Below are 25,128 nucleotides of genomic sequence, written 5' to 3'. Positions count from 1 at the left end.
CCTGGCAGGTGTTGCCGCCCGGCTGTACGGCCCTTCGGCAAGACAGCCGGCAATGGGTGCGTCTCGCCAGAGCCGGAGAATATCCCGGCGGGCGAGTGTCGCGCCGGACGGGCGATCTGTTGCCCCAAGTGGGGAGGTAGTCGGGGGCTGTCTGGATTGCCGATCAGGTGTCCGACCCATGGTCGGACACTTGTGCAAAAAGTGCCGCCCTTGGTGGGTCAGCGTGGCGCCCAGCCTTTCTCTTCAAGAAGGATGCGCGGCTCCGGCAGGCAGCGCCGCGCCGCCTCCACCTTGTGGAAGTCCAGGCCATCCAGGTCGGGGCGGACAAGCAGATCGGCCTGGGAGCGCCGGTGGTCCACGTTGTGCATCTGGATGATGAAACAGGCTTGGCGCATCACGTCGATGGGGCCGCGCCGCTTGTCGTCCAGGAGGGGGTGAGAGACATCCACCGCCACCACCACGGCGGCGACCATGGACACCCCATGCCACCGGTCGGACTCCTCCATGACGACGGCTCGGATGAGGGCCCTGCTCAGCAGGGCAAGGGCTGTTTACGGCCCTCGGCGTCCACCCGCACGAAGGTGACGGTGGTGGCGAAGATCTCCTCGCCGATGGCGGCGCCGCCCACGCTGCCGGTCGGACTGGCGCCCTCGCTGCCGGCGCGCACGACCAGGACATCGTAATCCACGGAGGTCCTGCCCTGGCGGGCACGGCGGATGTCCAGCTTGAGCAGGCTGCCCGCCCGCACGTTGTGGCGGAACTCCACGCGGTTCATGGCCACCGTCACGAAGCGGCAGCCGGGGTAGTCCAGGCTGGCGGCGATCCAGGCCGTCTCGTCCACCCACATGAGCAGGTAGCCGCCGAAAAGGAAGCCGTACTGGTTGAGGTGCTCGGGTCGCACGAGCAGGTGGTGTTCCATCAGGCTCCCCAATCTTGCGACCCGCCGGGTCGCACAAGCAAGTGGTGTTTCATCAGGCTCCCCAACCATGCGACCCGCCGGGTCGCACGAGCAGGTGGTGTTCCATCAGATCCTCTATTTGAACTCCCAGGCCGTGCGGGCACCCAGCTGCCGCTCCCGCTCCACGCGGTTCCGCTCCCGGACCAGGGCGGCGCGGCAGACGATGCCGAGCAGGCGGCCCTCCTCGTCCTGGACGGGCAGGAAGTCCGTCGAGGCTTTGTCCATGTGGGCGGCCAGCTCGGCCAGGGTGCTGTCGGCCAGGATGCGGGGCGCCCGCTGGGCCACATCGGCCACGCGGATGATGTGCAGGGCCTTCTCCTGGCCGAGGATGAAGCGCAGGTCGGCGAAGTCCAGCAGGCCGGTCACACGGCCCTCCCCGTCCACCACCACCAGGTCCTTGAGATCGTGCTCGGTGAAGGCCGGGAGGATCTCCGCCAGCAAGGCGGCGCCGGGCACGACGGGGCGCCGCTTGTCCAGCAGCTCCGCCACACGGCGGTCGGCCAGGCGGGCGGCGGGATCCTCCTCGTCCAGCAGGTTGGCCTTGCGCAGCTTGTAGAGGTAGAGGGAGCGCTCCTTGGTCAGCAGCTGGATGACGAGGGTGGAGGCGGCCACGCTCACCATCAGGGGCAGCACGAGATCGTAGTTGCCCGTCATTTCCACCAGCAGGAGGAAGGCGGTGAGGGGGATGCCGTTCATCCCGGCCAGGACCGTGCCCATGCCGGCCAGGATGAAGATGACGGGATCGGGGAAGATGCCCAGCAGGGCCGTGCCCTGGCCGATGGCCCCGCCCAGCATGGCGCCGATGAAGAGGCTGGGGGCGAAGATGCCACCGAAGCCGCCCAGTTCGATGTTGAGGGCGGTGAGCAGGATTTTGGCGGCCATCAGGAGGAGGGCGACGAGGAGGGGGAATTCCCCTGCGAGCAACTGGTTGATGCCGTGGTAGCCCACGCCCAGCACCTGGGGCAGGCGCAGGGCGACGATGCCCAGCACCAGGCCGGCGATGGGCGGGAAGATCCAGCGCGGCCAGGCGCGCAGGCGACCCCAGACCAGGCGGGCCAGGAGGCCGGACCAGCGGCTGAAGGCGACGGAGGCGGCGCCGCCCAGGGCGCCCAGCAGGAGGAACCAGGGCAGGAGCGCGGCGCCGGGCACCTGGAATGCGGGGATGAGGAAGACGGCCTCGTGCCCGGTGAGGGTGTGGCTGACCACGTTGGCCACCACGCTGGACATGATGAGCACGCCAAAGGTGACGTCCCGCAGGTCGTTGAGGAGGATGATCTCCAGCGTGAAGAAAACGCCGCCCAGGGGCGCGTTGAACATGGCGCTGATGGCCGCGCCGGCCCCGGCCGCCACCATCACCTTCATGCGGCCCGGCGAGACGTGGAAGAACTGCCCCAGCCAGGAGGCGATGCCGGCCCCGAACTGCACGGCGGGGCCCTCCGGTCCCACGCTGCCGCCCGTGCCGATGTTGAGCGCCGGGGCGACGAAGTGGAAGAGGGTGGTGCGCGGCTCGATCAGGCCGTCCCTCTGTTTGAGGGATTTCATCACCTCCACCACCCCCTTGCGCGCCGCGATCTCCGGCCATAGCCAGGACATGAGCGCCTGGAGGATGCCGCCCAGCACCGGGATGAAGAGGAGGGAGGTCCAGGGCAGGGAGGCGAAGCTCTCCTCGTCCGCATGGAAGAAGAAATGCTGGAAGAGCAGCATGAGCCGGACGAAGAAGGCGCCCAAGAGGCCGGCGGCCACGCCGATGACGAGGCTGTAGAAGAGGGTCAACCCGTACTCGGAGTGCTCGTGGGTGCGCAGCCAGGTGCGCAGGCGGGTCAGGCGGGAGCGGAGGTCGTCGCGCAGCATCATGGGCACAAGGTAGGAACAGCGGGCTTGGCCGCGGCCAGGCGCGGGCGGCGGCATGCGGGGCGATTGGTAGCTTTGGCCCGTCGAATCGCAGACGGGTGGAAGGAGACAACGTGGGTCGCAGCCGGGTGAAGGGGAGCCTCAAACGGGCCGTGCATGATCATCCGGGGGAGATCCTCACCAGCAGCGCGGCCATGCGCGAGCGCCGGGGCCGCTGGGCGGAGGCCCTGGGCGAGGGGGCGCCGCTCCACCTGGAAGTGGGGATGGGTCGCGGGCGCTTCCTGGCCGAGTTGGCGGCGCGGCCTGAGCCGGTCAACTACCTGGGCCTGGAATTGAAGCCCGACCGCTGCGTCACGGCGCGGCAGAAGCTGCTCAAGCAGACGCGGCGGCCCTTCACCCTGCTCAACGCGGCGGCCGAGATCCTGCCCCAGATCTTCGCCCCGGGGGAGTTGGCGCGGATCTACCTCAACTTCCCCGACCCCTGGCCCTCCGTCGTCTACCGCAACCGGCGCCTCTTCGGGGAGGGCTTTCTGCGCGTCTACCAGACGCTGCTGGCCGAGGGGGGCGAGCTGTGGTTCCGCAGCGACCAGCCCGCCTGCCACGCCGAGCTGCTCGCCTCGCTGCCCCGCCACCTGCGGGTGGTGGAGGAGGGATGCGATCTTCACTCCCGGGAATCGGCCCTGTCCCAGGTCAGGACCGAGTACGAGCGCCGCTATCAGGCCGCCGGCGCCTCCATCCATTTCGCGCGGCTGGTCAAGGCCACCACCCGGATCGAACTGGTCCGGTCGGACGATTGAAAGGACATGACATGCACGCCGCATTCCGCGACCGCTTCTTCGAGGCCATGGGCGACGGCGTCGCCTTCCTGGCCGCACCGCCCGAGGTGCTGCGCAACAGCGACACGGAGTATCGCTACCGCCCCGACAGCACCTTCTGGCAGCTGACCGGCCTGAGCGAGCCGGAGGCGGTGGCCGTGCTGCTGCGCGAGGGGAAGGAGCGCCGCTTCATCCTCTTCCTGCGGCCGCGCAATCCGCTGATGGAGATGTGGAACGGCCGGCGGCTGGGCCCGGAGGGAGCGCGCCGGCAGTTGGGCGCGACGGCGGCCTGGTCCATCGAGCAGTTCCCCGCCCGCATCGAGGAGCTGCTGAAGGGCCACGAGCGGCTCTTCCTGCCCCTGGACGGCGGCGCCCTGCAGACCCAGGTGCTGGGTGTGCTCAACCGGCTGGTGCGCAAGCGCCGCCAGCCGGGGCCCTTGCCCGCCGAGCTGCGCGACGTCCGCCGCCTGGCCGGCGAGCTGCGCCTGCGCAAGACGCCGGACGAGCTGGCGCTGATGGAGCAGGCCGCCGCCGTCACGGGCGAGGCCTTCCGCGAGGTCTTCCGCCACACCCGGCCCGGGGTGGCCGAGTACCAGCTGCGCGCTGTTTTCCCCCTGGTCTACGGCCTGCATGGCGGGGACTGGGCCTTCGAGACGATCGTGGCCACCGGCGCCAACGCCTGCGTCCTCCACTATGTGAGCTGCCGCGACACGGTGCGCGAGGGGGACCTCGTCCTCTTCGACGCCGGCGCCGAGATGGGCCACTTCGCCGCCGACGTGACCCGCACGATTCCCGCCTCCGGGCGTTTCAGCAAGCACCAGGAGGCGCTCTACCACATCGTGCTGGCCGCCCATCAGGCCGCCGTGGAGACAGTGGCGCCGGGCGCCACCCTGGACGAGGTGCACGGCGCGGCCGCCCGCGTCATCACCCAGGGCCTGCTTGACCAGGGGCTGCTCAAGGGGAGGTTGGAGACGCTCATGGCGCGGCAGGCCTACAAGCGCTGGTTCCCGCACGGCACCTCCCACTGGCTGGGGCTGGACGTCCACGACACGGGCGACTACGCCCTGGACGTGGCGCCGCGTCGCCTGGAGGAGGGCATGGTCGTCACGGTGGAGCCGGGCCTCTACCTGCCCGCCGACGACAGGAAAGTGCCGGAGAAGTGGCGGGGCACGGGCATCCGCATCGAGGACGACGTGCTGGTCACCACCTCCGGGCGCCGCTTGTTGACCGAGGACATCCCTCGCACACCGCGCGAGATCGAGGCCGCCATGCAGACGCGGTCGCGCTACCTGAAGGCCCTGCCCCAGCCGAAAACCCCGGCCGCACCTGTGGCCGCGGCCCCGGCCGCGCGCCGGCGCCAGGGGTCTGTCGGCAAGTAGGTTGGGGGAGATCGTCCCAGAGATGGAGGTGCCACATGCGCGTCGTGCTCACCGGCGCCACCGGCTTCCTGGGCGGAGCCCTGCTCACGGCCCTGCTCGAGCGCGGCGACGAGGTGCTGGCCCTGGGCCGTGACCCCGCGGCGCTGGGCCGCCGTCTGCCCGCCGGGGTGGGGGCCGGCCGCTTCGATCTGGCGGAGCCCCTGCCGCCGGAGGGTCTGCGCCAAGGTGACGTGGTGATGCATTGCGCGGCCCTGCTGGGCAACGCCCGCGCCGGCCGCGGCGAGTACCTGCGCACCAACACGGAGGCGACCCTGGTGCTGGCCCGGGCCGCCCGGGAAGCCGGCGCCGTGCTCTTCCAGTTCGTCAGCAGCGTCTCCGCCAACGGGCCGGAGGGCGACGAAGGGAATCCCCTGCGGGAGGAGAGCCCTTTCCGTCCCGCCTCGCTCTACGGGGAGAGCAAGATGCTGGCCGAGCAGGCGCTGGCCGGCGTGGCGGGGCTGCGCGTCCAGGTGCTGCGGCCGCCCGTCATCTACGGGCCGGGGGCCAATCCCCACAGCTCGGCCAGCAAGGTCTTCCGCTTGATGGGCGGACCGCTCTTCTTCCGGCGGGGCGCAGGCGCCAACCGCTTCAACGTGATGGCCCGGGAGAACCTGGTGGCGGCCATGTTGTGGCTGGCCGGACGCGCCCTGGCCTCCCCCGGGCCGTTCCCGGGCGATCCCGCCGCCCTCCCTCCCTGTCCGGACACCTGGATGTTGCGTGACGATCCCTGCCCCACCATGCGCCAGGTCCAGGACTGGATCGCCGCCGCCTATGGCCGGCAACCCCTCATCCTGCCGCTGCCCTGGCCCCTCCTCGCCGGTCTGGGCGCCCTGGGCGACTGGCTGCGTGCCCGCGGACTCTCCTTTCCCCTCAGCCGCGAGGTGGCCCGCGGCTTCGGCACCAGCGGCTACTACAGCGACCTGCGCCGCCTGCGGGCGGCGGGCTGGGAACCCCCCGTCGAGGCCCGGGAGGCCATCCGGCGCACGGCCGGCTGGTATCGGGCGGCGGCCGGGGAGGGAGGTCCGGCCGGGCAATAAGTCGCCCGTGGCAACGTTTCAGGACAGTGATGAGCGATGCGGAACTGATCCAGGCCTGGCGCACGGGCCACGCGTGGGCTGTGACCAGGCTGGTGGAGCGCTGGCGGCAACCGCTCTACGGCTACCTGCTCCGCTTCACGGGGCAGCCGGCCGACGCGGAGGACCTCTTCCAGGACACCTGGGTACGTTTGCTGGCGGCCCTGCCGCGCTACGAGGAGCGGCAGCAGTTCAAATCCCTCCTCTTCACGGTCGCCACCCGCCTGGCCATCGACCATGCCCGGGCCCGCGGTCGCTGGCGTGGACTGCACGAGGAGGAGGGCCCGGTGCCGCTGGAGGAGAGGGCGGGCGCCGGGCTGGAGAGCTGCCCGGAATGGGTGCTGGCGGGCCGGCAGCGGACCGAGCTGCTGCGGCAGGCCATCGAGCAGCTGCCCGACGCCCAACGCAGCGTGGTGCTGCTGCGCCTGGAGGCGGGCATGAGCTTCCAGGAGATCGCCGAGGCGCAGGGCGCGCCCCTGGGCACCGTCCTGCCGCGCATGCACCGCGCCGTCAAGAATATCCGGCGCTATTTCAAGGAGCGGGGCCATGAGCAGGCCTGAGGCGTTCACCGGTCGGGAAGGGCCGGATCTGGAGCAGGGCGTGGAGCGCGACCTGAGGCTCCTGGAGGAGGTCTGGCGGGATCTGGAACCCACCCCGGCGCCGTCCAGGCTGGTGAGGGAGACCCTGTCGCGCCTGCGCCGGGAGGGCGTCGAGCCGCCCGTCAACTCCCGCCCGGCTTGGCGTACGACCCTGTCCACCGGCCTGGGCCTGGCGGCCGCCCTGCTCCTGGTGGCCGGGCTGTGGCAGGCGCGGGAGCGCCTGGGACAGGGGCCTTCCGCCCGGCCGGGCGGAAGAGCTGAGATCTGGGCGGAGGGACTGGTGCTGGCGGAGCGCTTCGAGAGCCTGGGCCAGGAGTTGGAGGCCCGCCTGGCCCGCGTGAGCCGGGAACTGGCGCTGGAGGACCTCGCATTCGAATCCGTCGGTGATGCGGCCGGGCTGCGCCAGCGGCTCGACCAACTGGCCGAAGACATGGAGGCTTTCTGATGAATACGATGACCCGCCGCCCGTCCCACCGGTGGGCGGTCCGCATCCTCTGCCTGCTGGGCATCCTGCTGCTGACCCTGCCGGCGGCGGCGCAGCGGCGGGAGGCGCCACCCCGCCAGGACGGGGCTCCCGGTCTCGAGGAAGGCCGGCGCGACGAAGTGGTCCAGTTCATCCGCGAGAACTTTCCCCTCAAGGCCCGCCTCCTGGAGGAGCTGCGTCAGCGCAATCCGGAGGAGTTCCAGCGGCGCCGCCAGCGGCTGGCCGAGGAAGTCCGCCACCTGCTGGACCTGCGTGAACGCGACAGTGAACTCTTCCGCGTCCATCTGGAAGAGATGGGTTTGCGCGACGAGCTGAACCGCTTGGCCCGCGAGGCAAGGCGCGAGAAGGCGGGAAGCAAGGAGCGCCAGGAAGCTGAACGCAAGTTGAAGGAGGCCGTCCAACGCTCCTTCGACCTGCGGCATCGCATCAAGGAGGCCGAGCTGAAGGAGTTGCGCGGCCGGCTCGCGGAGCTGGAGGGCAGCCTGGAGCGCCGGGCCTCCCGCCGGAGCGAGATGATCGACGAGCGGCTGCGGGAACTGCTGGGCAGCGGCGAGGAGGACTGGTAGCGACCCGGCGTGGTTGTGAAAAGGCGGCGGCAGGCGGATGCCCCCGGGCCGCCGCCCCGCTTGGCCCTTTCGGCGTGATTTCGCCACACTGGATCCATGACCACGCATCCCCTGCTCTTCCTGCACGGCATCCGCGGATCGCGGCTGGCCATCCGCGGCGGGACAGGACCCGAGATCATCTGGGAACTGGCCCACGAGACCCATCCCCTGGGTTTCCTGCTCTGCCTGCATCACGAGGAGCAGGGCGATCCCCTGCCCGCCGACCCGTCCCGCCCGGTCTTTCCTCTCGACCTGGAGCCAGAGATCTACGGGGACTTCCTGTCCTGGGCCGCGGCCCGCGGTCCCCTGCACGCCCCCCCCTGGGACTGGCGCCAGGAACCGTCCCGGGTGGTGCGGGAGCTGGCCGCGGATCTGCCCGACGGCAGCCTGGACGTGGTCGTGCACAGCATGGGTCTTCATCTGCTGGGCGAGCTGGTGATGATGGGCGCCCTGCCCCTCGCCCGCATCCGCCGCCTTGTCCTGGCCGCGCCCTCCTTCGGCGGCGCCCTGGACATCCAGCATGTGCTCCTCTCGGGCTGCGATCGCGAAGCGGACTGTGGAGACGCCACCGGGAACGCCTATGGCTTGCTGGTGCGCGGCTTCCCCTCGCTCTACCGCCTCTTGCCGGTGCCCGGCTATGGCTTGCTGGTGAACAGCGAGGGCTTGGCCCTGGATCCGCTGGACCTGGAGAACTGGCCGCTGGAAGCGCTGGAGGGAGAGGGGCGGCCGCACTTGCTGGCCCGCCTGCTGGAGGGCGCCCGCCGGGATCGTGCCCGCCTGCTGGGCTTCGCCGCGCGGCTGGAGGAGCTGGACAAGCGCCTGCTCATCGTCTCCGGCCAGGGTCTGCCCACTCCCTTGCGCTGTCGAATGGAAGGGCCGCGCATGTCCTGCCATGCCGTCGACCTGACGATGGGCACGGCTGGCGACGGACGCTTGGCCCTGGCGGCCCAGCGCCCCCTGGGACAGGAGCTGCCCCACGAGATCTTCGGCGACGCGGTTCGGCCCCTGGCCCATGGCGAAATCCTGCGCCACGGCGAGGTGCTGGCCCGGATCGCCGCCTTCCTCGCCTGATCCGGCCACTCCAACCTCGCACGCCCTCCAAGCAAAGCCAAGTACAGCCGTCAGGCGCGTCACGAGGAAGCCTCGCCTCCTGACCAGGGCTTGACGTGGCGATATTGATATGATATCATCAGGCTATCAATTCTGGAGGAGTGATGGTCAAGGACATCCATGTCGCCCCGCGCAGCGGCTATCCCATTGTTACGGCCTGTCTGCTGTTGATCGGCCTCTGCATCTATGCTGTTGTCTGGAGCGCCCGGACCAACCAAGTGCTTCCGGCCATCGCCGCCCTGGTGATCATGCTCGTTTGCCTCACGGTCCTGGCCGGCCTCTTCATGGTCAATCCCAACGAGGCCCGCGTCCTGCAGCTCTTCGGCCGTTACACAGGAACGGTCCGGGAGCCGGGTCTGCTCTGGGCCAACCCCTTCTTCAGCAAGGCCAAGGTCTCCCTCCGGGTGCGCAACTTCGAAACCAACAAGGTCAAGGTGAACGACAGCAACGGCAATCCGGTGGAGATCGCCGCCGTGGTCGTCTGGCAGGTGGTGGACAGCGCCGAGGCCCTTTTCGAGGTGAACGACTTCGTCAATTACGTCCATGTGCAGAGCGAATCCGCCATGCGCAACCTGGCCACGACCTACCCCTACGATTCCCATGGGGAGGACGTGATCTCCCTGGCCGGGGACACGGCCTCCGTCTCCCAGCGTCTGCAGCAGGAGATCCACGAGCGGTTGGACAAGGCCGGCGTGCGCGTGATCGAGGCCCGCATCAGCCACCTGGCCTACGCCCAGGAGATCGCCGCCGCCATGCTCCAGCGCCAGCAGGCCGCCGCCGTGGTGGCGGCGCGGCAGCAGATCGTGGAGGGGGCGGTGGGCATGGTTGACATGGCCTTGGCCAAGCTGAACGAGCGTGGCATCGTCCGGCTGGACGAGGAGCGCAAGGCGGCGATGGTGAGCAACCTGCTGGTGGTGCTGTGCAGCGATCGCCACACGCAGCCGGTGGTCAACACGGGAACGCTTTACAACTAGCGCGGGGGTGACGCAGGGACACGGCGCGCCGTGTCCCTGCGTCGGTCCGCCGCCCACACCAACCACGCGAGACGAGCATGGCCGAGCGCAAGGCATTCCTGCTCCGACTGGATCCGACCTTGCACGCCGAGCTGCAGCGCTGGGCCGACGACGAGTTGCGCTCGCTCAACGGCCAGATCGAGTACCTGCTGCGGCAGGCCCTGGCCCAGGCAGGCCGCCGCCCCGGCCTCGACAACCCGCCGGCGGAACACGAGGAGGAGACATGAACCCGCGCACCATCAGGATGATCATCGTGTTGCTGATCCTGGCCTTGGGCCTGCTGGTTCTACAATTCAGGCAGCCGGCGGCGGACGGCGAGGGAATGGTGTGGGCGCCGGCCATCGCCCTGCTGGCCGTGGCCGCCACCCTGCTGGGCCGCCGTGCGCACGGCAAGGCCGCGGAGGGAGCCGACGCGCCGGGCGGACGGCCCGTTTTGCCCCTGGCTCTGCGTTTGGGGCTGGCGGGCGCGACCCTTGCCCTGGCCGCCTTCCTCTGGCTGTGGCAAACCAGGACCCCGCCTTCTGGGCAGCCGGCCGCCTCGCAGGTGGTGGAGGGCCAGAGTGGCGACCCGCTGGTCTGGATCATCCTGGCCTCCTCATCGCCCTTCCCCTGGGGATGGTCCTGGTCCGCAGGCTGACCAGGGATCACGACCGTCCCTCCCGTTGACTTTTCCCTTGTGACCGTCCCGCCCGCACACCACCTTTGCGGCGTCGCCCGCCATGGCGCGACGCCGGTCCACGGACCGCTCACCTGCATCGTCACCGGAGGTCCACATGTCGATACGCCCGATGTACTTGTTGTTGGCGCTGTGCTGCGCCGCTTCCGCCCTGGCCACCTACCCGGTGGGGGATGAGCCGCCCGATTTCACCTTGACGGACACGGCGGGCAACGCCTGGTCGCTGGCCGGGCAGCGCGGCAAGGTGGTCATGATCAATTTCGGCCAGACCGCCTCCCAGCCCTGCGACTCCTCCTTCGCCCACATCCAGCCGGATTTCGTGGACGGGTACGATCCGGCCGTCTTCACGGCGGTCCACATCGACGTGGCCAACCAGACGGCCCAGCAGCTGGTCGCCTACTGGGGCTTCTTCAACCCCCAGTTTCCCATCCTCACCATGGGTGGCACGCTGTTTGGGGACTGGGGTGAGGAGTACATCCCCCACACGGTCGTCCTGGATCCCATCGGCATCGTGCGGGGCAACTGGATCGGGTTCTACCAGCCCTTCTATCCCCGAATGCACGAGACAATCCTGGCCCACATCAACCCCACCGGGCTCTACGTGCAGGGCCACACCGTCACCGTCACTTCGGGGGACGCCGACCAGGTCTTCGAGCCGGGTGAAGTGGCGGGCCTCACGGTGACGCTGGAGAACATGGGCCTGAATGCCGCCACCAACGTGTCGGCCACCTTGGACAGCCCCTCGGAATGGGTCACCATCTCCCCGGGGGTCATTGGCTGGCCGAACATGAGTCCCGGGCAGACGGGGCTGGGCACGGCGCCCTTCACCCTCACCCTCTCCGAGAGCGCGCCCGAGGCCATGGACCTGCCCCTGGAGCTGAGTGTCAGTTGCGACCAGGGCGAGGCCGTCCTCCGCTTCTCCATCGAAGTGGGCCAGCGCGTCGCCTACTGGACGATGAACGGCGAAGAGGGCAGCGAGGGCTGGACGCACGCCGCCACCGCGGGCTGGAACGACGTGTGGCACCTGAGCACGGAGTTCAGCCACAGCCCCACCCACGCCTGGAAAGCGGGCAGCGCCACGACGGGCACCTACGGCAACCACGTGGACTGCCGCCTGGTCAGCCCGCCCCTGGCCTTGGAGAATTGGAGCCGCCTGCATTTCTGGCACCGCATGGACGCCGAGGTCTCCGCCGCCTTCCCGGACTCGGCCTACGACGGAGGAGTGGTGGAGATCAGCCTCGACGACGGGGCGAACTGGACCCAGCTCTTTCCCATGACCGGGTACAACAAGGCCTTCCGGGGCCAGTCGGGCGGCGGCAATCCGGCCAGCCACAACTTCCCCGGACAGACGCCTTGTTACAGCGGCAATTTCCCGTGGGAGGAGGCTGTCTTCGACCTGGCCGCGTTCAATGGCGAGACGGTGCGCCTGGGCTTCCATTTCGGCAGCGACAACGGCGGTTCCCAGGAAGGCTGGTACGTGGACGATCTGGTCCTGGCGGCCCCCACCGAGGACACGGGCCTGGCCCCCCTGGCGCGGCCGCGCAGCCTGGCGCTGCTGGAGGCCTGGCCCAACCCCTTCAATCCCACGACGCGCATCGCCTATGAGGTGGGGGAGGCGGGCCTGGTGCGGCTGGCGCTCTTCGACCTGGCGGGACGGCAGGTGGGGGTGCTGGCCGAGGGCGTCCGGGCGGCCGGCCGCCACGAGCTGTCGCTGGATGCCGCTTCCCTGGCGGGCGGCATCTATCTGCTGAGCTTGGAGTCGGCCCACGGGACGCGCAGCCTGAAGCTGCTGCTGGTGCGCTGACCAGGAGTCGCGAGCGACAACACATGATGCCTTGAAGCGCGGGGGCGGGTGGGTCGGTGTCCGCCCCACCCCTCGTCCCCCAACATCCAACGGAGGCCCCATGCCCGGACTGTTCCCCCACCTGTTGCTGGCGCTGGCCTGCGCCGGCCCGGCCCTGGCCACGCACGCCGTGGGCACGACGCCCCCCGATTTCAGTTGCACGGACACGGATGGCAACACCTGGAACCTCCATGCCCAGCGGGGCAAGGTGGTCCTGGTGAACTTCGGCGCCACGTGGTGACCGGCCTGCAACACGGAGTTTCCGCACCTTCAAACCGACTTCCAGGCCGTCTACGATCCTGAGATCTTCAGCCTGGTCCACATCGACACGGACAACGCCTCGGCCGCCGCGCTCATCGCCCATTGGTCGCAGTACGGCCCCACCTTCCCCATCCTCACCATGTGTGGCGGGTTGCTCCAGACCTGGGGCGAGGGCTACATCCCGCACTCGGTCATCCTGGATCCCCTGGGCATCGTGCGCGGCAACTGGGTGGGATGGAGCGACGCCTTCGGCCAGCAGATGCACGAGACGATCGCGACCTGGGCCAATCCCACCGGCCTCTACTTCCACGACATGAGTCTCGTGGCCGACAGTGACGGCGACGGCGTGCCCGAACCGGGCGAGACGATCGAGCTGGACGTGCTGTTGGAGAACCGCTCGGAGCTGGCCGTGGGCGAGGTCTCGGTCCAGCTGACCAGCACGTCCGAGTGGGTCAGTTTCAGCCAGGACGAGATCGCCTGGCCGGATTTCACGGCCGGCGCCACGGAGGGCGGCGCGGCGCCCTTCGTCTTCCATCTTGATGCGGGCGCACCAGCGGCGATGGACCTGCCATTCCGGCTCATGATCAGCACCGACCGGGGCAACGCCGTGCAGGAGTTCAGCCTTGAGGTGGGGCGTCGCGAGCCCTATTGGGACCTGGATTGCGAGTCCGCCACGGGGGACTGGAGCCATGCCGCCACGGCGGGCTGGACCGACGTGTGGCACCTGAGCACGGAGGACAGCCATAGTCCGAGCCACGCCTGGAAGGCCGGTAGCGCCTCGACGGGCACCTACGGCAACCACGTGGACTGCCGCCTGGTCGGCCCGCCGCTGGAGCTGCAGCCCTGGAGCCGCCTGACCTTCCAGCACCGCATGGACGCGGAGATCTCCAGCACCTTCCCCGACTCCGCCTACGACGGCGGCACGGTGGAGATCAGCCTGGACGACGGCGCCACCTGGTCGCAGCTGCTTCCATTGACCGGGTACAACAAGGCCTTCCGCGCGCTCTCCGGCGGCGGCAATCCGGCCAGCCACAATTTCCCCGGGCAGACGCCCTGCTACAGCGGCAGCTTCTCCTGGGAGGAGGCCGTCTTCGACCTGGCGGACTTCAACGGGCTGACGGTGCGCTTGGCGTTCCATTTCGGCAGCGACAACGGAGGCGCCCTGGAAGGCTGGTACATCGACGATCTGGTCCTGGCGGCGCCCACCGAGGACACGGCGCTGACGGATCCCGCCCCGCGGCCTGGCAGCCTGGCGCTGCTGGAGGCTTGGCCCAACCCCTTCAATCCCACGGCGCGTGTCGCCTTCGAGCTGGCGGAGGCGGGGCCGGTCCGCTTGGCCCTCTTTGATCTGGCGGGGCGCCGCGTGGCGGTGTTGGCGGATGGCAGCCACGCCGTGGGACGCCATGAGCTGACGCTGGACGGCGCCCGGCTGGCCGGTGGCCTCTATCTCCTGCGACTTGAGACGGCCCGCGGGACGAACAACCTGAAGGTGCTGCTGCTGCGCTGAGCCAGCGCTGCGTGGATCCATCTGCACGCCTTGGTTGGTGTCAGGCGTGATGCCAGACACCAACTCCCACAGCAGGTCCGCAGCAAGGCAGAGGAAGGATGGGAGGGAGGCGCGATGATGAGATTGATGGTCCTGTTGTTGTTCGCAGGTCTTGTCCGCCTGGCGGAGGGCTACCCCAATTACACGGGCTATTCGGGGGCCCCTGGCCGCCAGACCTGTGCCAGCTCCTGCCACGGCGGCTCCAATGGAACGGTGACGGTCAGCGGTTTCCCGACCCTCTACACGCCGGGCACGCCATACACCGTCACCATCGCGCGCTCCAGCGGGAACAGCATCCGCAGTTTCAACGGCAGTTGCCGGCTGGGCGCGGGCAGCAGCAACGCCGGCGTGCTCAGCGGCGGCCAGGGCACCAGCACCTACAATGTGCCGGGCGAGACCAACGGCATCCATCTTTCCACCAACGGCCAGAACTCGGCCAGTTTCGTCTGGACCGCCCCCGCGGCGGGCGCGGGGACGGCGCGCCTCTACATCGGCGCTTATCAGGGCAGCAGCGCCAATGGTCAGACCACGGCCCTCACCCTGGTGACGGAGGAAGGGGCTCCCCCGGATCCACCCCTGGCGGTGGCGGGCCTCGCCGTGCTGTCGGACGACGATGGCGACGGTCTGGCGGAAGGCGGGGAGCAGGTGACGCTTTCCATCTCCTTGCACAACACGGGAGGCACGTGGATCTCGGGCATCTCGGGGATCCTCGCGTCAAGCTCCCCGTGGCTGCAACTGGTCGAGGCCCAGAGTACCTGGGACATGCTGCCCCCTGGAAGCACGGGCACCTGTCAGTCGCCCTATGCCCTGGTCGTGGATCCCAGCCTGCCGGATGATCAGGTTGCGGAGCTGCTCCTGCACGTGTCCAGCTCGGCGGGGGAGCTGGACCTGGATGCGGAGCTGTTGCTGGCTGTTCAATCGCCCAGCCTGGTGTTGGAGGGGATCGACCTGTTCATGGACGGGGACGGGGACGGCGTGGCGGAAGCCGGGGAGTTCATCGTGCTGGGTCTCAGCCTGCACAACACGGGCTTGCTGCCGGTGACTCAAATCCAAGGATTGCTTTCACCAGCCAGCGCCTGGACGGAAATGGAGATCGACACGGCCGATTGGCCGGATTTGGCTCCAGGTGAGAGTGCGGTCCCGGTGGCGGAAACGCCCTTCTCATGCTCCATCGCCGCGGCGGCCCCGCCTCTCTTTGATGAGCGCTTCAATCTGGCGCTGACCACGGCCCAGGGTCCCGTCAGCCTGGAATTCACCTTGCCGGTCGGCGCACGTGAGACCCTCCTCGAGACGGACCTGGAGGGAGAAACGGAGGGATGGTGGCACGGGGCAGCCGCCGGTTGGCAGGACGACTGGCATCTGAGCACGGAGGACGCGGCCAGCCCCAGCCACTCCTGGAAGTGCGGCAGCACCGAGAACGGGGATTACCGGACCAATCTGGACGCGCGCCTTCTCAGCCCCGAACTCCTGCTGCGGCCCTGGTCGCGCCTCAGCTTCCAGCACCGCATGGATGCGGAGACATCGGTGGCCCACCCCGACTCGGCCTACGATGGGGGCGTGGTGGAGTTGAGCACGGACGGTGGCGACATCTGGACGCAGGTCGAGCCGGAGGGCGGTTACCCCCACCATTTCCGCCATCTGACGGCGGCGGGAGAGCCCACCACCCATCCTTTCCCCGCTGGCACGCCCTGCTTCAGCGGCAGCGCCGATTGGAGCGAGGCAAACTTCGACCTGGGCGCCTGGGCCGGGAGCACGGTCCGGCTGCGTTTCCGCTTTGGCAGCGACAGCGGCAGCAACCGGGAGGGCTGGTATCTCGATGATCTGCGCGTCGTTGGATGGGCGGAGGACACCGGACTGACGCCGGCACCACGTCCCATCTCCCTGGATCTGCGGCCAGTTTGGCCGAATCCCTTCAACCCGGCGACCACCATCGCCTGGACGATGCCCTTGGCTGGTCAGGCCCGCCTGGAACTCTTTGACGTGAGGGGCCGCCTGGTGCGCGTCCTGGTCGATGGCTTCACCGGACCGGGGCGCCACGAGCTGCGCCTCGAGGCGGACGGTCTGGCCTCCGGCGCCTACCTGTTGCGCCTGAGTGCGGCGGGCGACAGCCGGGTGCGGAAACTCTTGCTGCTGAGGTGATGGGAAGAAGGGACCGACTGGATCCGGCCTGCAGATGGGTGCCCCGCAGGGAACCAATTGATGGTGGAAGTCAGCACCGCTAGCGGGTGCGGATTTCCCCCGGGAACTTCTCTAGTTCGGTGAACATGAGGGTTGCCCGTGGCCTGTGACCCGTCACGCGCCTCGGCCGCTGCCTGCTGCACGTTGCCCGCGACCTCCCGCGTGCTGGCGTTCTGCTCCTCCACCGCCGAGGCGGTGGAGGTGGGGTGGCCGGTGCCAGGCTTTTGCCAAGTCGGTATGGCAGGTGATGAGGGCGGGTCAAGCCCGACCGTCATTTCACCAGCAGCAGCTTTCTTACGTCCAGTTCATTCCCCTGCCGCAGCACCAGCAGGTACAGGCCCGCCGCCCAGCCCGCGCCGTCGATGGTGAAGGCGTGGCTCCCCGCCGGCAGGGGGCCGTCGTGGGTCAGCGCCACCCGGCGGCCGGCCACATCGTAGACTTCCAGGCGGACGGTTTCGGGGGCGGGCAGGCCCAGCTCCACGCGGGTCGACGGGTTGAAGGGGTTGGGCCGGGGATCGGAGAGCGTGAAAGCGGTGGCCGCGCTGGAGGATGCCACGGGCAGGGCGTCCAGCTGCCAGGTGCATTGGGCGCCGTCCGTGTTCCAGACCGGTCGCCGGCGTCCGTCGTCCACCAGGATGTCCGGCCACATCCACAGGATGTCCGTGCGCCACAACTCCAGGCGAAGGCTGGCCGGCTGATCCAGCCAGGGCGCCAGGTCGATGGTGGGCACCCAGCTCGCACCCGGATGGGCGATGGGCAGGTGAGCCTCTTCCAGGGTCTGTTCCAGGCCGCCGCGGACCAGGACCACACGCGCGGCCAGCGAATCCTCCCAGCTGCCGGGCGGCACCTCCACCTGCAGGCCGACCAGGCCCGCGCTCCAGTCGGCGAGGAAAAGTCCGGTTTCCACCACGCTGCCGCAGGAGGTGGCGGGGCTTGTGACAAGCTCCACGTCCAGGGCGACCGGGGAGATCCACCGCAGGTCGGGCCAATAGGGCGGCGGGTCAGCGGCCAGGTTGGGATCCGGGCGCCAGACCTTGGCCGTGTAGCCAATCATGACGTTGTCGCCCCAGGGGGTGTCGCCGTAGCGCACCGTGAAGCCCCGTTGGTAGGCGCAGAGGGCACCGCAGAACCACAGGGTGCCTCGCCGATCGAACAAGCCATCGGCACCCTGGCAGTCCGGGTGTTCACCCCCCGGAATTGTGTCCCAGACGGTGACCTCGGTGTTGTTCCACCCGCCCCAGCAAATGTTTTGCGGTGAGACGGGAGGGATGTTGGCGCGCCAGGCGGTGGTTTTCCAGAACTCCACTTCGAAGGAACAGCCCAGGGCCAGGATCGCCGCCGTCACGATGACATCCTGTCGTCCTTGGGCGCAGGTGGTCACGACCGGGCTGGATGCCATGCCGCAGGTCGGTCCGCCGTTGGCACCGTTGGAGAATCCATTCTCCAGCGTGGCGGCGATGATGACATCCTTTTCGCCCACCAGCCCGATCCGGTTGGGCGATCCGGCCGGCACCGTCCCGAACAACTCCTCGTTGCCGCAGGAGCTGATGTCCGTGTCGGCCGTGATCAGGTCGCCCATCACGAAGAGCGAGTCGCTGCAGAGCACGGTGACCCGTCCCTCCACCACGCCCTTGATGCGGCCCACGCCTTCGATCCAGATCACCGGGGCCTCGCCTGGGGGCTGGGGGAGCGCGCGGGTTGACCAGGGCACTGTCCAGGTGGTGTCGCCATCGACGATCTGGCTCTCGGCGTATTGGGCGGCATGGTAGACGGGGCCGTCGAAGCGCAGGAGGGTGGTAAGTGCCAGGGCGCCCTCAATGGCGGCCCAATGGTGTTGGGTGCCGCAGTCGACACGCAGGTGCGCCACCAGGCTGCTGAAATCGAAGGAGGCTGCATCATGCAGACAATGGAAGATTGACCAGTCCACCAGGGGCGACGGCCCGCCGGGCAGGGGAGGGGCCACCTGGGTGGTCCAGCCGACTGGACCTGGGCTGTCTTGGGAGAAGTCGAAGTACCCATTGGTGTGGGTCCGGCCATGGAGGGGCAGGTAATTGACGTGGCTTCCCTCGGGCGTGACCTCGAACATTGTCAGATAATGCAGGGAGGCCACACTCTCCGCCCTCGTTGGCTGGGGCGATTGGATCAGGAGGAGAGTGGAAATCACCGCGTACCACAAGTGTTTCATGGGCTCTCCTTTGCGGGGACCAAGTGTCCCAATCTGATGACGGACCCGGGCCTTCCACCCGCCAGCAGCCTGTCCTCGACACATCTCATTTCAACAGCAACAGCTTGCGCGTTTCCGTCCCACCCCTGTGTTTCACCACCAGCAGATGCAATCCCGCCGCCCAGCCCGCGCCGTCGATGGTGAAGGCGTGGCTCCCCGCCGGCAGAGGGCCGTCGTGGATCAGCGCCACCCGGCGGCCGGCCACATCGAAGACTTCCAGGCGGACGGCTTCGGGGGCGGGCAGGCTCAGCTCGACGCGGGTCGTCGGGTTGAAGGGGTTGGGCCAGGCCTCCGACAGGGCGATGACGGCCGGCGCCACAGGGGTCAGCTGGGCGGTTGGTTGGACGGTCCAGCTGCACAGCTGGCCGCCATCGTTCCAGAAGGGCGCGTCCGGGCGGAGGGGGATCCAGATCAAGTCGGTCGTCCTGACCCAATCTGTCCAGACCGCATCCAGATGGATCGTGCAAGGCTCATCAAGCCAGGGGGACAGGTCAAGCGTGGGCGTCCATGTAAAGGGCGGACCGCCGTTTAGAAGGGGCAGCACCTCGCGCGACACCAATTCGCCATTGATCCAGGTGCGCACCGCCAGGCTGTCCATCCACCATTCGCCCACAGCGCTGAACAGCAGCGAGATGGCTCCGGAGTCCCAGTCCGACTGGAAGTCCTCGGCGGGCAATGTTAGGCCGCAGCCGCTGTGCGCGCCGGTCGACAGCAGTGGCTCCACGCCGCACTGCCAGTAGACATCCGGCCAGAAGGGAGGTGCTGAGGTCCTCAGGTTCGCATCGTAACGGATGTTCTGGACCTGATAGCCGATCGTGGCGGGATACCAAAGCCCGATTGAGGCTCGCTCATGATAGCCCGGGGAGTTCACCATCAGCGACCCGTGATACCACAGGGTCCCTCTCCGATCACTGAGGGAGGAGGTGCCGAAGCAATCGGGGTTGGCGCCCCCCGGCACGGTGTCCCAGATGGTCACTTCCTGGTAGTTTATACCGCCACACTTGTAGTACTGGGCGAAGGGCTGCGGAGGAGTCACGCCCCAGACGGTGGTTTTCCAGAACTCGGTGGTGAAGGTGCAGCCCAGAGCCAGGATGGAGGCCTGGATGACCACATCCCGCCGGTCGTGCCCGGAACCCCACAGCACGGGGCGATTGGCCAGGCCGCAGGTGGTCTGGGGGCTGTTGGCCCCATCGGCGAAGCCGTTCTCCAGCGTGGCGGCGATGATGACATCCTTCTCCCCGACCAATCCGATGCGATGGGGGGACCCTGACGGCGAGGTGCCGAAGAGGGCGGGATCCGTGTGGTGGAGGGTGTCCGTGTCCACGGTGATGAGGTCGCCCATGATGAAGAGGGAATCGCTGGCCAGCACAGTGACCCGCCCTGCCACCACCCCTTTGATCCGCGCCACGCCTTCCACCCAGATGAGCTGGGGCTCGGCGGGACCGGGCAGGGACTGGGTCGTCCACGGCACCTGCCAGAGCGTGTCACCGCCGGCGACCTGCGCCTCGGCATACTGGGCGGCGTGGTAGAGGGGGCCGTCGAAGCGGATGACCGTGGTGAGATGCAGACTGTCCAGGGTGGCGGCCCAGCGGTGGGCGGGCAGGCAAAGTTCTTGCATCACCACGATGTCGGCGGAGTGGTCGAAGCCCATGGGGGCGTGCGCCAGCAGCACTCCGCCGATGAAGTATTCTGAGTATTGTCCTGGCGCGACGTTGAGGACTTGGTCTCCCGACTGGGAGTAAGTCTCCATGAAGATGGGGTGGGGGGGGAACACGCTGAAGTGACCCTGCCCATTGATGTGCACGCGTCCTTGATAGGGACGGCCCTTCAGGGCCATCGAACCATTTTCCGGGCTGTATTCACCATTGGACACGTAATCGTAGTAGGCAAGGTTTGTCCCCTGGGACATGAGAGCCGGACAGTGCGACAGGACCAGGACCAGGGCCAGGGCCAGGGCCAGAGCCAGAGCCAGGATTGGGCATCCTCGGGTCTGCATGGTGTCCTCCTCATTTCAAGAGCAGCAGCTTTCTCGTTTCCACCCCGGACGCATGCCTCAGCACCAAGAGGTGCAGGCCCACCGCCCAGCCTGTTCCTCGCTGCTGGACGTGTGGGCCTCCGCCGGGAACACTCTGTGGTGATTGTGGGCGGGATACATGGCGGACCAAGCAGTCCACTCCAGCCGCGCGGAGTGGGATGGACAGGCGCATGGCGACTCCAGGCTGCTGGGGGGCCGCCATAGCTTGGCACTTTGTCTGCCGTTGCGCAACAGAAAACTGGCATGGGCGCAACGCCGGATGGACAGTCGGCCAGGCGATTGGCTGACTGGCATTAAGACCGCCCTGGTGTTGCCCTGGTGCTGCCCTGGTGTTGCCCTGGTGCTGCCCTGGTGTTGCCCAGGTGCTGCCCTGGTGTTGCCCTGGTGTTGCCCTGGTGCTGCCCTGGTCTTCCCCCGGGTGCGCGTTCTCCCTACCCGGCCAGCAGGCGCCCCACATCCAGGCGGGGGCTGGAGGGAAGCGGCTGGCCCACCAGGCGGATGCCACGGGCCAGCAGGGCGCGCAGGTCGGATTCCTGGGCGGGGGTGAGGAAGAGATAGTCGGCCAGCTGGCGGGCGCCGGGCTGGTCGTGCAGGCCGCCCACGGTGATCTCGGCCAGGGGGGCGCCCAGCTCCGCCAGGCGGAGGGCCTCGGCCGTGCCGGGCAGCACGACCAGGGTGGTGGCGGGCGGTGGCTGGCGCAGGGCGGCGGCCAGCTCGGCCAGACCCAGAAACTCCAGCACTTGGCCGGCGGCGGGGCAGCAGGCATAGAGTTCGCGCTCGAAGTCGCTGGCGGCGATGGCGTCGTCGGCCAGCACCAGGCGGGGAATGCCCAGCGCGTCGCACCAGCCTACGCAGACCTGCCCGTGGACCAGACGGTCGTCGATGCGCAGGATCCAATGCGGTGTCGCGCTCATGCCATCCTTCCCTTGCCACCTTGGCCGCGTGGCGGTCAGCATCCGGCGCGGGCGTCCCCGCTCAATCTCCGCAGGCTCCGGCCCGGACTCCCGTGCCAAAACTGGTCCAGGTCTCGCCATAGACCGAGGCGTAGCAGATCTCGAAACGGATGCCCTCGCTCTGGAAGCGGGATAAAAGATGGCGCACGGCGACCGGATCCTCCACCGTGAGGAGATCCATGGATTCACCGACCATCACCACTTGGCCGGGCCACAGCGACGAGTAGCGGTAGGGCACCCGCAGGGAGTCCGGGAGCAGGCCCATGATCCCATGCAGGTCGGCCAGCGGCTGCTGGTCCACGCTGCAGGCGATGTGCTGGATGATGGCAGGGCCGATGCCCTTGTTCACCAAGGTGACGCGCAGGTAGTCCTCGCCCCAGGAGGGGCCGAAGACGAGGTAGGGCCAGACCGACATCTGCTGCTGCTGCTTCATCAGGCTGGACTGGTAGACGTAGACCGCCAGGGTTGAGAGGCTGATCACCACGGCCAACACCGCGACGAGCATCTCCGGCCGCAGACCCGGGCGGCGGGCGGCTGGGCGGTCCGGGCTCTCCATGGGCGCCTCCTGGGTCAACGCAGTGTCCCGGCCCGTGGCCGCGGCCTGAAGCGGGGACGCTGATTCGGGCTCATGTGCGTTCATTCGTGCCGGCCATCCTCCCTCAGCCATGGACCCAGCGCCGGCGGCGCTCACTCCGACAACTGGATCCCCGCCCGCCCCCGGTCGAGCAGGAGGGGCAGCAAGTCCGCCGGCGCCGTCGTCTCCCGCCGATTGAGCAAGGTGAGCAGGAGGGGCAGGTTGACGCCGGTCACCGGCCCCAGCAGGCGGGGGCGCCGCTCCTCGCGCTGGCGGGCCAGGGCCAGCCGGCAGGCGATGTGGGGCGAGGCCCCCGGCGCGTCCACCAGCAGCAGCAGACTGTCCTCGGCGGGCAAGGCCGCCATGTGGGCCAGCACCGCCTCGACCAGCCCCTCGCGCGACAGCCCCGTGTTGCTCAAGGCGGCCACGCCCTCCCGCGGCCCCGCGACGAGGAGGGCCGCCTCCACCAAGGCCCGGCCCAGCTCGCCGTGCGTCACGACCAGGACGCGCAGCAGGCTCATTCGGGATCCCGCCGCAGATAGGCGCGCAGCCGGCGGCGGTCCTCCATCGTCTTCAGCAGGCGGCGGTTCAGTTCCAGGGAGCTGTCGTAGCCATAGACCTTGAGGTGGTGGTTGAGGGCGAGGGTCTCGCAGATGACCGTGATGTTCTTGCCCGGGAAGATGGGCAGGCGGATGAGGGGCAGCTCGATGCCGAGGATGGTGGCCGTCTCCTTCTCGAGGCCGGTGCGGTCCAGATCGCCCCGCTCCTCCCACAGGCAGAGCTCGACAATCATCTCCACCCGCTTCTGCATGCGCACGGCGCTGATGCCGTAGATCTGCCGCACGTCGATGATGCCCAGGCCGCGGATCTCCATCATGTGCTGGAGCAGGTCGTTGCCCGATCCCATCAGGATGCGGTCCGCCTTGCGCGTCACCAGCACGGCGTCGTCGGCCACCAGGCGGTGCCCGCGCTCCACCAGGTCCAGCGCCACCTCGCTCTTGCCGATGCCACTCTTGCCTGTCAGCAGCAGGCCCGTGCCGTAGACGTCCACCAGCGTGGCGTGCTGCGTCTCCTGGGGGGCGAAGAAGTCGTCCAGGTAGTCGGAGAGCAGGTGGTAGAGCTCCGTCGTGCTCAGTTCCGACTGAAAGACGGGCACGCCCGCCCCCTCGGCCAACTCCACCGTGTCGTTGACCGGCGAGTTGCTGTTGGTGATGACCAGACAGGGGATATCGAAGCGGAAGACACGGGCGAAGGCCTCGCGGCACTGTTCCCGGGTCAATGAGCGCAAATAAGAAATCTCGGTGTTGCCCAACACCTGGATGCGGTCGTGGGTGAAGAGCTCCAAATAGCCCGCCAGGGCAAGGCCGGGGCGGTGCAGGTTCTTCTGGAGGATCTCCCGCCCCAGATGGAGCGGATCGGTGAGCAAGGTGAGCCGCAGCTCGCCCTGCTCCTCCTCGAAGAGCTGGCGCACGCTCAGGCGCTTGGGGGTGATGTCTTCAGGCATTCGACAGCGTCCCTTTCAGTCCTTGAACACGGATGGACCCGCGCCGAATTGGACGGCCGGGCCGGCCTCACCCGCACGCCACCAGGAGCCCCGCCGGCTCCGGTCTTGCCGCCATCCGCGGCCCTGTCCGCCGCTCAGTGCTTCTTCTTGAGCCGCTCCTTGTAGCGCACCACCTGCTTCTCGAGCTTCAACACAGCCAGGTCGAGGGATTTCTGGAAGTCCTCGCTTGTCTCCGCCGCCTGCAGCTGCTCGCCCGGCACGCGGATGGCGACCTCCGCCGTCTTGTTCTGGCGGGCGTCGTACTCCAGCACCACGTCGCATTCCAGGATGCTGTCGAAGTACTTGTCCAGCCTCGACACCTCCGTCTCGGCATAAGCCTTGAGCTTGTCGCTGGCCCTGAAATGGCGCGAGGTCACTGTCGTCTTCATGCTTCCTCCTCGGGCTTGGGACCGTCCGGCGTTCCCCCGCGGCGCAGTCCTCCCGACCGCGGATGGGCCTGCCGGTAGATGTCCTGCATGTGTTTCACGCTGACATGGGTATAGATCTGGGTGGTGGACAGGGAGGCGTGGCCGAGCAGCTCCTGCACCACGCGCAGCTCGGCGCCGCTGTCCAGGAGGTGTGTGGCGAAACTGTGCCGCAGCAGGTGCGGCGAGAGGCGGCGCAGGCGGCTCACCCGGGCCAGGCGGGCCTGCACCAGGCGCTCCACCGAGCGCGGCCCCAGCCGCCCGCCCCGCCGGTTGAGGAGGAGGGCCGGCTCCTCGGGGCGCCCGGCCTGGGCCAACAGGGCGCGTCGATGCGGCCGCCAGGCCTCCAGCACGCGGCGGGCTTCCCGCCCCAGGGGCACGAGGCGCTCCTTGGCGCCCTTGCCGAAGAGCAGCACCAGCTCGCCGCCCAGGTCGCGCAGGTCGAGCCGGGTCAGCTCGGCCAGTCGCATGCCGGTGCCGTAGAGCAGTTCCAGGATGAGGCGGTCGCGACAGTCGGCGAAGTCGGCCGTGGGCACCGCCTCGATCGCCTCGCGCACCTCGCGCTCGCTCAGCACCTCGGGCAGGCGCTTCTCCTGGCGCAGGGCGGGCAGGAGGGCGGCCGGATTGCGCTCCAGCCGGCCACGGGACTGCAGCCAGCGGCACCAGGAGCGCATCGCGGCTTGGCAGCGCGCCACGCTGCGGCGCGAGAGACCCTCCCGCAGGCGCCGGCTGAGATGGTCGCGCAACTCGTCGGGGGCGAAGGGGTCCGCCTCGGGGCTCAGGCCCTGGAGATAGCCGCGCAGGTCGCGGTCGTAGGCCAGGCGCGTGGCGGGGGAGAGGCGGCGCTCCTGGGTCAGGTGGTCCAGGAAGGCATCCAGCAGGGTCCACGCAGAAGGGCTGAGGGGCGGATGGTCCACGCGTCGCCTTTCACACCACTGCTGTCA

25 protein-coding genes are annotated in these 25,128 nt (G+C 68.8%); 14 read left to right on the top strand and 11 right to left on the bottom strand.

Annotation, left to right across the window (positions count from 1 at the left end):
- Positions 1 to 218 precede the first annotated feature (218 nt).
- From Q8O14_06065 to Q8O14_06055, 3 genes are all read right to left on the bottom strand, one after another.
- Entirely contained in the window at positions 219 to 506 is a 288-nt protein-coding gene (locus tag Q8O14_06065) for a hypothetical protein (GenBank protein ID MDP2360302.1), read from the bottom strand.
- A gap of 26 nt (positions 507 to 532) precedes the next feature.
- Positions 533 to 919 (bottom strand): acyl-CoA thioesterase, encoded by a 387-nt coding sequence (locus tag Q8O14_06060; GenBank protein MDP2360301.1) that lies wholly within the window; start codon positions 917 to 919, stop codon positions 533 to 535.
- A gap of 114 nt (positions 920 to 1,033) precedes the next feature.
- Complete coding sequence (locus Q8O14_06055; GenBank protein MDP2360300.1) at positions 1,034 to 2,812, bottom strand: chloride channel protein; 1,779 nt, start codon at positions 2,810 to 2,812, stop codon at positions 1,034 to 1,036.
- 110 nt (positions 2,813 to 2,922) lie between these two features.
- Between Q8O14_06055 and Q8O14_06050 the strand changes: the two genes are divergently transcribed.
- From Q8O14_06050 to Q8O14_05985, 14 genes are all read left to right on the top strand, one after another.
- Complete coding sequence (locus Q8O14_06050) at positions 2,923 to 3,606, top strand: hypothetical protein (GenBank protein MDP2360299.1); 684 nt, start codon at positions 2,923 to 2,925, stop codon at positions 3,604 to 3,606.
- Positions 3,607 to 3,617: 11 nt separating this feature from the next.
- Entirely contained in the window at positions 3,618 to 5,003 is a 1,386-nt protein-coding gene (locus Q8O14_06045) for an aminopeptidase P N-terminal domain-containing protein (protein MDP2360298.1), read from the top strand.
- A 35-nt stretch (positions 5,004 to 5,038) separates the two neighbouring features.
- On the top strand, positions 5,039 to 6,079 hold the full coding sequence (locus Q8O14_06040; GenBank protein MDP2360297.1) for an NAD-dependent epimerase/dehydratase family protein: 1,041 nt from the start codon (positions 5,039 to 5,041) through the stop codon (positions 6,077 to 6,079).
- Between the two features lie 29 nt (positions 6,080 to 6,108).
- Positions 6,109 to 6,675 (top strand): sigma-70 family RNA polymerase sigma factor, encoded by a 567-nt coding sequence (locus tag Q8O14_06035; GenBank protein ID MDP2360296.1) that lies wholly within the window; start codon positions 6,109 to 6,111, stop codon positions 6,673 to 6,675.
- A complete protein-coding gene (locus Q8O14_06030; protein MDP2360295.1) occupies positions 6,662 to 7,159 on the top strand; it encodes a hypothetical protein in 498 nt (165 codons plus the stop codon). The genes Q8O14_06035 and Q8O14_06030 overlap by 14 nt, the downstream gene beginning before the upstream one ends.
- The gene (locus Q8O14_06025; GenBank protein ID MDP2360294.1) at positions 7,159 to 7,764 is read left to right on the top strand and encodes a hypothetical protein; all 606 of its coding nucleotides are present in this window, start codon (positions 7,159 to 7,161) and stop codon (positions 7,762 to 7,764) included. Before Q8O14_06030 ends, Q8O14_06025 begins: the two co-directional genes overlap by 1 nt.
- Before the next feature lie 96 nt (positions 7,765 to 7,860).
- Complete coding sequence (locus Q8O14_06020) at positions 7,861 to 8,874, top strand: hypothetical protein (protein ID MDP2360293.1); 1,014 nt, start codon at positions 7,861 to 7,863, stop codon at positions 8,872 to 8,874.
- Between the two features lie 143 nt (positions 8,875 to 9,017).
- Complete coding sequence (locus Q8O14_06015; protein ID MDP2360292.1) at positions 9,018 to 9,887, top strand: SPFH domain-containing protein; 870 nt, start codon at positions 9,018 to 9,020, stop codon at positions 9,885 to 9,887.
- Between the two features lie 77 nt (positions 9,888 to 9,964).
- Positions 9,965 to 10,153 (top strand): hypothetical protein, encoded by a 189-nt coding sequence (locus tag Q8O14_06010; GenBank protein ID MDP2360291.1) that lies wholly within the window; start codon positions 9,965 to 9,967, stop codon positions 10,151 to 10,153.
- Positions 10,150 to 10,563, top strand: coding sequence for a hypothetical protein (locus tag Q8O14_06005; GenBank protein ID MDP2360290.1), 414 nt, complete (start codon positions 10,150 to 10,152; stop codon positions 10,561 to 10,563). The genes Q8O14_06010 and Q8O14_06005 overlap by 4 nt, the downstream gene beginning before the upstream one ends.
- Positions 10,564 to 10,699: 136 nt before the next feature.
- Positions 10,700 to 12,406, top strand: a complete 1,707-nt coding sequence (locus Q8O14_06000; GenBank protein MDP2360289.1) for a T9SS type A sorting domain-containing protein — start codon at positions 10,700 to 10,702, stop codon at positions 12,404 to 12,406.
- Between the two features lie 100 nt (positions 12,407 to 12,506).
- Complete coding sequence (locus Q8O14_05995; protein ID MDP2360288.1) at positions 12,507 to 12,686, top strand: hypothetical protein; 180 nt, start codon at positions 12,507 to 12,509, stop codon at positions 12,684 to 12,686.
- A gap of 171 nt (positions 12,687 to 12,857) precedes the next feature.
- Positions 12,858 to 14,213 (top strand): hypothetical protein, encoded by a 1,356-nt coding sequence (locus tag Q8O14_05990; GenBank protein MDP2360287.1) that lies wholly within the window; start codon positions 12,858 to 12,860, stop codon positions 14,211 to 14,213.
- Positions 14,214 to 14,327: 114 nt separating this feature from the next.
- Complete coding sequence (locus Q8O14_05985; protein ID MDP2360286.1) at positions 14,328 to 16,391, top strand: T9SS type A sorting domain-containing protein; 2,064 nt, start codon at positions 14,328 to 14,330, stop codon at positions 16,389 to 16,391.
- Between the two features lie 310 nt (positions 16,392 to 16,701).
- Here Q8O14_05985 and Q8O14_05980 read toward each other — a convergent pair whose 3' ends face one another.
- From Q8O14_05980 to Q8O14_05945, 8 genes are all read right to left on the bottom strand, one after another.
- Positions 16,702 to 18,615: a T9SS type A sorting domain-containing protein gene (locus Q8O14_05980; protein MDP2360285.1), complete on the bottom strand. Its 1,914-nt coding sequence runs from the start codon at positions 18,613 to 18,615 to the stop codon at positions 16,702 to 16,704.
- An 85-nt stretch (positions 18,616 to 18,700) separates the two neighbouring features.
- Positions 18,701 to 20,650, bottom strand: coding sequence for a T9SS type A sorting domain-containing protein (locus Q8O14_05975; GenBank protein MDP2360284.1), 1,950 nt, complete (start codon positions 20,648 to 20,650; stop codon positions 18,701 to 18,703).
- Between the two features lie 470 nt (positions 20,651 to 21,120).
- Entirely contained in the window at positions 21,121 to 21,603 is a 483-nt protein-coding gene (locus Q8O14_05970) for a PTS sugar transporter subunit IIB (protein MDP2360283.1), read from the bottom strand.
- Positions 21,604 to 21,664: 61 nt separating this feature from the next.
- Complete coding sequence (locus Q8O14_05965) at positions 21,665 to 22,198, bottom strand: hypothetical protein (GenBank protein MDP2360282.1); 534 nt, start codon at positions 22,196 to 22,198, stop codon at positions 21,665 to 21,667.
- 131 nt (positions 22,199 to 22,329) lie between these two features.
- Complete coding sequence (locus Q8O14_05960; protein MDP2360281.1) at positions 22,330 to 22,737, bottom strand: hypothetical protein; 408 nt, start codon at positions 22,735 to 22,737, stop codon at positions 22,330 to 22,332.
- Complete coding sequence (gene hprK, locus Q8O14_05955; protein MDP2360280.1) at positions 22,734 to 23,720, bottom strand: HPr(Ser) kinase/phosphatase; 987 nt, start codon at positions 23,718 to 23,720, stop codon at positions 22,734 to 22,736. The genes Q8O14_05960 and hprK overlap by 4 nt, the downstream gene beginning before the upstream one ends.
- A 134-nt stretch (positions 23,721 to 23,854) precedes the next feature.
- Positions 23,855 to 24,148: a ribosome-associated translation inhibitor RaiA gene (raiA, locus tag Q8O14_05950; GenBank protein ID MDP2360279.1), complete on the bottom strand. Its 294-nt coding sequence runs from the start codon at positions 24,146 to 24,148 to the stop codon at positions 23,855 to 23,857.
- Complete coding sequence (locus tag Q8O14_05945; GenBank protein MDP2360278.1) at positions 24,145 to 25,101, bottom strand: tyrosine-type recombinase/integrase; 957 nt, start codon at positions 25,099 to 25,101, stop codon at positions 24,145 to 24,147. Before Q8O14_05945 ends, raiA begins: the two co-directional genes overlap by 4 nt.
- Positions 25,102 to 25,128: the final 27 nt, after the last annotated feature.

The organism is bacterium, from assembly GCA_030685015.1.
In the GTDB taxonomy this organism is placed as follows: Bacteria; CAIWAD01; CAIWAD01; order CAIWAD01; family CAIWAD01; genus CAIWAD01.
Note: the sequence above shows the minus strand (reverse complement) of the source record. Positions and strands in the feature narration are given on the sequence as shown.